Here is an 8,143-nt window from a genome sequence, read left to right as displayed (position 1 = left end):
AGCACGCGAACCTCGGGGAACCGGGTGGCGAGGCGGTCCAGATCCTCCCAATGGGTGGTGGCGCCGTGCCCATCGAGCAGCCCGGCGGCGGCGAGCAGCCAAGGCCCGCCGTCGATGCCGGCCAGCGTCGCGCCGCTGGCGGCGATGCGGCGCAGGCTGGCGCGCAGGGCGGGGGTGTCGTGTCGCTCCAGCCCGAAGCCCGCGATCACCAGCAGCAGATCGCAGCGGGCGAGCCGCGCCAGCGGTGGCCCCGGCACCTCGATGCCGCTGGTCAGGCGTGCGGGCCGGCCGGTGGCGGTGACATAGGACCAGTCGAACAGGCGCCGCCCGGCCAGCCGGTTGGCGGCGCGCATCGGGTCGACCCCGGCGGCGAAGGACAGCGTGTTGCAATCGTTTAGAACCAGCACGGCGGTTGTCAGCGCGGCATCCGAGGGGGTGAAGATGTTTCTTGCGTTTTTCATCAAGTATATTTCGTACCATGTGAAGTCTTGCAGGCAAACCCGCGTCATTCTTGGCCCGGAACCAAAGGAGGGATCGAGATGCCGCTTGCCATGAACCGCGAGGTTTTCATCACCTGTGCCGTGACCGGATCGGGCAGCACCCAGGACCGCAGCCCGCATGTGCCGCGCAGCCCGGCCCAGATCGCCGAAAGTGCGATCGACGCGGCCCGCGCCGGGGCGGCGGTGGTGCATTGCCACGTGCGCGATCCCGAGACCGGCGCGCCGAGCCGCCGGTTGGATCTGTATCGCGAGGTGACCGAGCGGATCCGCGAGGCGGAGGTGGACGTGGTGCTGAACCTCACCGCCGGGATGGGCGGCGACATGGTGTTCGGCCCCACCGAAAGCCCTCTGCCGCTCAAGGACGAGGGCACCGACATGATCGGCGCCGCCGCGCGGGTGGAGCATGTGGCGCAATGCCTGCCGGAGATCTGCACGCTGGACTGCGGCACGATGAATTTCGCCGAGGCCGATTACGTGATGACCAACACGCCGGGCATGTTGCAGGCGATGGGCCGGATGATGACCGCGCTGGGGGTGAAGCCCGAGATCGAGGCGTTTGACACCGGGCACCTGTGGTATGCGAAACAACTGGTCAAGGACGGTGTCCTGGACAGCCCGGCGCTGGTGCAGCTTTGCATGGGGGTGCCCTGGGGCGCGCCGGATGACCTCAACACCTTCATGGCGATGGTCAACAACGTGCCCGACGACTGGACCTTTTCCGCCTTTGCGCTGGGGCGCAACCAGATGGGCTATGTCGCTGCCAGCGTGCTGGCCGGCGGCAACGTGCGGGTCGGGCTTGAGGACAACCTCTGGCTCGACAAGGGGGTGCTGGCGACCAATGCGCAACTGGTCGAGCGGGCGGTGACGATCATCGAGACCATGGGCGCGCGGGTGATCGGCCCGCAAGAGGTGCGCGACAAGCTGGGGCTGGTCAAGCGGGCGCCGGCGGCGTCCTGAGGCAGTGAATGGACGGGCCTGGGGGCATCGGGCATGCCCCCGGGGTCGCCAATGTGGAAACGAGAAACGGGGAGTACGGGCATGATACGGGTGGCAAGCATCATTGGCGGGGGCGTGATCGGCGGCGGATGGGCCGCGCGCTTTCTTCTGAACGGTTGGGATGTGCGGGTTTTCGACCCCGATCCGGAGGCGACGCGCAAGATCGGCGAGGTGCTGGCCAATGCGCGCCGGTCGCTGCCGGGGCTGAGCGACGTGGCGCTGCCGCCGGAGGGGAGGCTGAGTTTTCATGACAGCATATCTGACGCAGTTGCCGGTGCGGCCTGGATCCAGGAGAGCGTGCCGGAGCGGCTGGAGATCAAGCACAAGGTCTTCGCCGAGGTTCAGGCCGCTTGCGATCCGCAGGCGGTGATCGGCTCGTCGACCTCGGGGTTCAAGCCCAGCGAGTTGCAGCAGGGCGCGGCGCGGCCGGAACAGATCGTCGTCGCCCATCCGTTCAACCCGGTCTACCTGCTGCCGCTGGTGGAACTGGTGCCCAGCCCGGCCAATGCGCCGGAGCGGATCGAGGCCGCCAAGGCGGTGCTGCAAGGGCTCGGGATGTTTCCGCTGCATGTGAAGAAGGAGATCGACGCCCATATCGCCGACCGGATGCTCGAGGCGGTCTGGCGCGAATGCCTCTGGCTGGTCAAGGACGGGGTCGCCACCACGCAGGAGATCGACGAGGCGATCCGCATGGGGTTCGGGTTGCGCTGGGCACAGATGGGGATTTTCGACACCTATCGCGTGGCCGGCGGCGAGGCCGGGATGAAACATTTCATGGCGCAGTTCGGCCCCTGCCTGGAATGGCCCTGGACCAAGCTGATGGACGTGCCGGAGTTCAACGATGAACTGGTCGACCTGATCGCCGGGCAATCGGATGCGCAATCAGGGCATATGTCGATCCGCGAGATGGAACGCCACCGCGACGACAACCTTGTCGGCATCCTGCGCGCGCTCAAGGCGCAGGGGTGGGGCGCCGGCGCGGTGCTGGCCGAACAGGACGCGCGGCAAAAGGCGGGCAGCAACCTGGAGGGCTATGCCGAGGACATGGCGGATGTCTCTCAGCCCATCGTGACCATGCGCCGGGCGGTGCCGCTGGACTGGACCGATTACAACGGTCACATGAACGAGAGCCGCTATCTGCAGAGCTTCTGCGATGCCTCGGACCGGTTCATGGAACTGGTGGGATGCGATGCGGAGTATATCGCCTCGGGCGGCAGCTATTTCACCGCCGAGACCCATATCCGCCACCTGGCCGAGGCGCACGCGGGCGATCTGATCGAGGTGCGCACGCATCTGCTGATGGGGCAGGGCAAGAAGATGCACCTGTTCCACACCATGTATCGCGGCGACGAACCGGTGGCGACGGGCGAGCATATGCTGATCCACGTCAGCCTTGAAACCCGCCGCCCGTCGCCGCCGAGCGACCGGATTGAGGCCAACATGGCGCGCATCGTCGAGGCCCATGCCAAGCTGCCCAGGCCGGAGGGCGTGGGCCGGTTCATCGGCGCGCCCAGGTGAGCCAGCGGGTTCTGATCACTGCGGGGGCCAGTGGCATCGGTCGGGCGATGGCCGAGGGGTTCACCGCCGCCGGGGCGCGGGTCTGGGTCGCCGACAGCGACGCGGCGGCGCTGGAGACCTGCCCGGAGGCGTGGCGCAAGACCACCCTCGACGTGCGCGACGAGGCCGGGGTCGCCGCGCTCTTCGCCGAGGCGCGGCGGGACTGGGGCGGGCTGGATACGGTTTGTGCCAATGCCGGGATCGCCGGGCCGACCGCGCCGGTCGAGGAGGTGGCGCTAAAGGATTGGCGCGCCTGTCTCGCGGTGAACCTCGATGGGGCCTTTCTGACCGCGAAACATGCCGCGCCACTGCTGAAGGCCGAGCGGCGCGGCGCGATGGTCCTGACCTCCTCGACGGCGGGGCAATACGGCTATCCGAACCGGGCGCCCTATGCGGCGGCGAAATGGGCGGTGATCGGGTTGATGAAGACGCTGGCGATGGAACTGGGTCCGCACGGCATCCGGGTCAACGCGATCTGTCCCGGCGCGGTCGAGGGGCCGCGCATGGAGGGGGTGCTGGCGCGCGAGGCGGTGGCCAAGGGGATGACGCGGGACCAGGTTTATGGCGGATATGCCTCGGGCACCGCGATGGGGCGCTTTGTCGAGGCGCGCGACATCGCGGAAATGGCGGTGTTCCTTGCCTCGGACGCGGCGCGGCTGGTGTCGGGGCAGGTGATCGCGGTGGACGGGTTCACGGTGAACCCCGATCCGAAGCTTTAGGCGACGGTCGCGCCTCAGGCGACGTCGGCGCGCAGCCGGCGCAGGTGGCCGGGCAGGTCACGCGCGGTCAGCGCCGCCTCGCGCACCAGGTGGTCGAAATGGCGCGAAAACACCTCGATCCGGTCGCGGTCGCGAAAGGCCAGGTAATGCCCCCCGGCGTAGAACACGCACAGGAGCGGGCCGAAGATCGTCACCGGCGCGGAGTAGAGACGGCGGGAGTCGAACAGGTAGATGCGCAGGCGCGGGTAAAGCTGTTCGGCGAGATCGAGGAACCGGTCGATCTGTTCGCGGCGCAGGGCGGCGGGGATGCCGGTGTAATAACCGCTGGCATGAGCAAAACTGTCCAACTCGCTGAGCGGCATGGCAATTTCGTAATCCGATTGCGCGCTGCGCATCCAGTTGAGCCGGTCCTCTGACGCGCCGATCGCCTGATCGGCGGTGCGCCCCAGGTGCGGGGCGTATTCCCATTCCAGCATGGCGCGGGTCTTGAGCATGTCGGGCAGGGCGGCGGGAACGTGGCGGATCTTGTAACCCGCCGCCTCGCGGTGCCAGTCGAAGATCTGCTGGTCCACCAGCGCGCGGGGCGCCTCGCTGAGCGACAGGCTGGCCGAAAGCAGCTGGGCCGCGCTTTCGGGCCGGTCCGACAGGCTGAGCAACCAGTCGGCGGAGACCCCAAGTGCCGCGGCGCAGGCGCCGACCACATGGGCGTTGGGCAGGCGCGCGCCCTCGTCTGTCAGCAGTTGAGAGATCGTCGAGCGGTCCACCCCCACGGCGCGGGCCAGCGCGCTCTGACTCAACCCGCCGTGGCGCATGGCCTGTGCCAGGCGGTCGCGGAACTGGGTGGCCCGGAGGCGTTTGTCGATTTTAATTAGCATATGTAGATAAATATCACAGTCCGTGAGTTTTGTTAATCATATTCCGAATGGTCACAGGCCGCGCCGCAGCGGTAACACGGTCGTGAACCAACCAATCGGAGGCGGCATGGAGACGCGCGGGAGATCCCTGGTCAAGGCGGTGATCTGGAACCTGATCGGGCTGGCGGTCATGGCCCTTGTCGGGCTGGCCGCCACCGGATCGGCCGCGGTTGGCGGTGCGATGGCGCTGATCAACACGGCGGTCGGGCTTGTGATGTACCTGCTCTACGAGCGGATCTGGGCCAATATCCGCTGGGGCCGCCATGTCTGAGCCGCGCGTATCCACGCCACCGGCCCCGGAATGGGGCACATTCGCGCTGATCCTGGCCTGCTACGGGCTGTGGCTGGCGCTGCTCTTCGCACCCTTGCCGGCCTGGCTTTCCGCGCTGCTTCTGGTTCCGGTGCTGACGCTGCACTCCTCGCTCACGCATGAGGTGCTGCACGGCCACCCGTTCCGCTCGCGCGCGCTGAACGAGGCACTGATGGTGCTGCCCTTGACGCTCTTTATCCCCTATGGCCGATTTCGCGACCTGCATCTTGCGCATCACATGGATGCGCGGCTCACCGATCCCTATGACGACCCGGAATCGAACTATCTCGATCCCGGTGTCTGGGCGGGGTTACCGCGATGGAAACGTACAGTTTACGCGGTAAACAACACGCTTCTGGGCCGCATCCTGCTGGGACCGGCGATCGGGCAATTGCGGTTCATGGCGCAGGATTGGGCGCAGCGGCGCGACCGGGCGGCCTGGCTGGCCTGGGCGCTGCACCTGCCGGGGCTGATCGCGGTTCTGGCGCTGGTGGCGGTCGCACCGCTGCCGGTCTGGGCCTACCTGCCCGCCGCCTACGCCGCGCTTGGCGTGCTGAAGATCCGGACCTTTCTGGAGCACCGCGCGCATGTGGCGACACGCGCCCGCACGGTGATCATCGAGGATCGCGGGCCGCTGGCCTTTCTGTTTCTGAACAACAACCTGCACGTGGTTCATCACATGAACCCTGCGGCACCCTGGCACCGGCTGCCGGCGCTCTACCGGGCCGGGCGCGACCGCTACCTGGCCTGCAACGACGGGTATCTTTTCCGATCCTACGGCGAGGTGTTCCGGCGCTACCTCATCAAACCCAAGGACCCGGTTGCGCATCCGCTCTGGCACCGGGGCTGATTTCGCGCCATAGGGGAAACCATGGCTTTATGGATTCCCGTCACCCTGGCCGCGGCGACCTTCCAGACCGCGCGCTTCATGCTGCAAAAGGTGTTGAGTTCGACGCGGCTGTCGCCCGCCGGCGCCACCTTTGCGCGGTTTGCCTATTCCGCGCCACTGATCCTGGTCGCGCTGGCGGTCTACCTCTGGGCCACCGGGCGCGGGCTGCCGCCGCTCGGGGGGCGGTTCTGGCTGTTCGCGGTGATCGGCGGAACCGCGCAGATCCTCGCCACCATCTGTGTCGTGGCCCTGTTCAAGCAGCGCAACTTCGCCGTCGGCATCACCTTCAAGAAGACCGAGGTGATCCAGACCGCGCTGGTCGGTCTGGTGGTTCTGGGCGACCGGATCAGCGCGGGAGGCTGGGTCGCGATCCTGCTGGGGCTGGCAGCGGTGCTGGTGCTGTCCCGCGCGCCCGACAGCGACGGCGCCTGGTGGCGGCACCTGACCAACCGCGCCGCCGGGCTCGGGCTGGGCTCGGGCGTGCTGTTCGCCTTTTCGGCGGTGGGCTACCGCGGCGCCTCGCTGCAACTGTCGGACCCCGACCCGGTCTTCCGCGCCAGCGTGACGCTGGCCTGCGTGGTGACATTCCAGATGGTCTCGATGGGGCTCTGGATGGTCTGGCGTGACCGCGACGAGTTGCGGGCGGTCTGGGCGGCGCGCCGGACGGCGGTGTTCGTCGGGCTGACCAGCATGGGCGGATCGTTCTGCTGGTTCCTCGCCTTCACCTTGCAGAACGCGGCCTATGTCAAGGCGCTGGGGCAGGTGGAGCTTATCCTGAGCCTGCTGGCCTCGGTGCTGGTGTTCCGCGAAAGGATCGCCGCGCGCGAGATCGCGGGCATGGGCCTGTTGGGGCTGTCGATCCTGGCGCTGGTGATGGCGATCTGAGCGGGCAGGCGCCGCTCAGCTTTCCGGCATGGGATGGCCACGGAGCTGCAGGAACCGGCTTTCTTCGTCGCTGTTGCGGAAAAAGGGCACCGACTGGGGCGGTGCCGGGTCGTCGGCGCGGGCGGCGACCTCGGCCAGCACCACCTCGGTGATGAACGGCAGGTCAAAGCGGCGCGCCTCGGTCAGCGGAATCCACTGCAGGTGCGAAAGTTCGTCGCAAGCATGGGTGAAATCGTCCAGATCGCTCTGGATCGCGTCGGCATCGACAAGGAAGAATCGCGCATCGAAACGGCGCGGCCGGCCTGGCGGGGTCAGCGCGCGAAACACGAACTGCAGCGCCTCGGCCGAGGGGACGTGCCCGGTGTTCGCGAAGCTGTGCCAGTCGGCGGGGATCTCGCCCGGCCAGTGGCCCGGTTCGCCCAGCACCAGGCCGGTCTCCTCCCACAACTCGCGGATCGCGGCGGCGGCGAGCGCGGTCTGCATGCCGCTTGGGGCGTTTTCCTCTAGACGCTCGTGGCAGACCCGGGGCAGGGGCGTGGCCAGCGGGATCGCCGCGTCGGCGGCATCCACCGCGCCGCCGGGGAAGACGAATTTGTTGGGCATGAAGGCCGCCTTGGCGCCGCGCTGGCCCATGAGGATGGCGGGATTCTCCATCCGGTCGCGCAGCACGATCACCGTGGCGGCGTTGCGGATCGCGGTCTTGTCCAGTGTTTGTTTGCTCATGTCCTCACCGTTTCGTGTTGGAAGGGTCAGGCGGGTTGGTCGAACCCGTGCATGCGCCGCGCCCATTGGAAGGCAACGACCGCACCCTTCAGTCTGGGCAGAAGGTAAAGCGAGAGGCTGAGACATCCAACCGCAAAAATGCCGAACAACACCAAAGGCTCGGGACGGAAGGCCTCGAACACGATCAGCAGCAGCGGAGCCATCAGGTGGCCCACGATCAGGATGGTCAGATAGGCCGGCCCGTCGTCGGCGCGGTGGTTGCGGAAGGATTCGTTGCAGACCGAGCAGGTGTCGTTCACCTTGAGATAGCTGTGCAGAACAGCGCCCTCGCCGCAGTGCGGGCACTTGCGGCGGAACCCGCGGAACAGCGAGGTCCACATCGGGCGATCAGTTTCGGGTACTGCGGTTAGCGTCTGGTCGGTCATGCGCGCGTCTTTCTTAACTTGTTCGGGATAATTTGGGGGTTTTGCCTCCGAAGCGTAAGGGGAAGACGCCCCCTTGCGTCCCGATGTCGCAAACCCTGGCCCAGGATGATGTCGCAGATTTCGGGCGTGGAAGAAACTTTAAAATTCTGCGACGGATTACGCACGGCGCCGCGTTTGAAGTGTATGAACGGCGGCAAAAGGGCCCGCCGGAATACGAAAGGAAGG

Annotated in this window: 10 protein-coding genes; 6 read left to right on the top strand and 4 right to left on the bottom strand. The window is 67.1% G+C overall.

Features of this window, described 5'->3' with window-relative positions; translation table 11 throughout:
* Positions 1–461 (bottom strand): AraC family transcriptional regulator (locus P1U75_RS06830; protein ID WP_300241318.1); only part of this gene is annotated, 461 nt, incomplete at its 3' end.
* A gap of 78 nt (positions 462–539) precedes the next feature.
* Between P1U75_RS06830 and P1U75_RS06825 the strand changes: the two genes are divergently transcribed.
* The 3 genes from P1U75_RS06825 to P1U75_RS06815 all read left to right on the top strand — a co-directional run bounded on the left by P1U75_RS06825 (position 540) and on the right by P1U75_RS06815 (position 3,772).
* A complete protein-coding gene (locus tag P1U75_RS06825) occupies positions 540–1,457 on the top strand; it encodes a 3-keto-5-aminohexanoate cleavage protein (RefSeq protein ID WP_300241315.1) in 918 nt (305 codons plus the stop codon).
* A gap of 81 nt (positions 1,458–1,538) precedes the next feature.
* Positions 1,539–3,014: a carnitine 3-dehydrogenase gene (locus P1U75_RS06820; RefSeq protein ID WP_300241313.1), complete on the top strand. Its 1,476-nt coding sequence runs from the start codon at positions 1,539–1,541 to the stop codon at positions 3,012–3,014.
* A complete protein-coding gene (locus P1U75_RS06815) occupies positions 3,011–3,772 on the top strand; it encodes an SDR family oxidoreductase (RefSeq protein ID WP_300241311.1) in 762 nt (253 codons plus the stop codon). Before P1U75_RS06820 ends, P1U75_RS06815 begins: the two co-directional genes overlap by 4 nt.
* 14 nt (positions 3,773–3,786) lie before the next feature.
* Here P1U75_RS06815 and P1U75_RS06810 read toward each other — a convergent pair whose 3' ends face one another.
* Entirely contained in the window at positions 3,787–4,647 is an 861-nt protein-coding gene (locus P1U75_RS06810; RefSeq protein ID WP_300241308.1) for a helix-turn-helix transcriptional regulator, read from the bottom strand.
* 106 nt (positions 4,648–4,753) lie between these two features.
* Between P1U75_RS06810 and P1U75_RS06805 the strand changes: the two genes are divergently transcribed.
* From P1U75_RS06805 to P1U75_RS06795, 3 genes are read left to right on the top strand one after another with little or no spacing between them, the layout of a single operon-like run.
* On the top strand, positions 4,754–4,957 hold the full coding sequence (locus tag P1U75_RS06805; RefSeq protein ID WP_300241306.1) for a DUF2061 domain-containing protein: 204 nt from the start codon (positions 4,754–4,756) through the stop codon (positions 4,955–4,957).
* On the top strand, positions 4,950–5,846 hold the full coding sequence (locus P1U75_RS06800; RefSeq protein WP_300241304.1) for a fatty acid desaturase: 897 nt from the start codon (positions 4,950–4,952) through the stop codon (positions 5,844–5,846). Before P1U75_RS06805 ends, P1U75_RS06800 begins: the two co-directional genes overlap by 8 nt.
* Positions 5,847–5,867: 21 nt before the next feature.
* The gene (locus tag P1U75_RS06795) at positions 5,868–6,770 is read left to right on the top strand and encodes a DMT family transporter (RefSeq protein ID WP_300241302.1); all 903 of its coding nucleotides are present in this window, start codon (positions 5,868–5,870) and stop codon (positions 6,768–6,770) included.
* Between the two features lie 15 nt (positions 6,771–6,785).
* Here the strand turns inward: P1U75_RS06795 and P1U75_RS06790 are convergent, their stop codons facing one another.
* Both P1U75_RS06790 and P1U75_RS06785 read right to left on the bottom strand, forming a co-directional pair.
* Entirely contained in the window at positions 6,786–7,493 is a 708-nt protein-coding gene (locus tag P1U75_RS06790; RefSeq protein ID WP_300241300.1) for an NUDIX hydrolase, read from the bottom strand.
* Positions 7,494–7,519: 26 nt separating this feature from the next.
* Entirely contained in the window at positions 7,520–7,918 is a 399-nt protein-coding gene (locus P1U75_RS06785) for a DUF983 domain-containing protein (RefSeq protein WP_300241297.1), read from the bottom strand.
* Positions 7,919–8,143 lie beyond the last annotated feature (225 nt).

This window comes from Antarcticimicrobium sp. (genome assembly GCF_029212575.1).
Lineage (GTDB): Bacteria > Pseudomonadota > Alphaproteobacteria > Rhodobacterales > Rhodobacteraceae > Antarcticimicrobium.
This window is presented reverse-complemented; position numbering and strand designations above follow the sequence as displayed.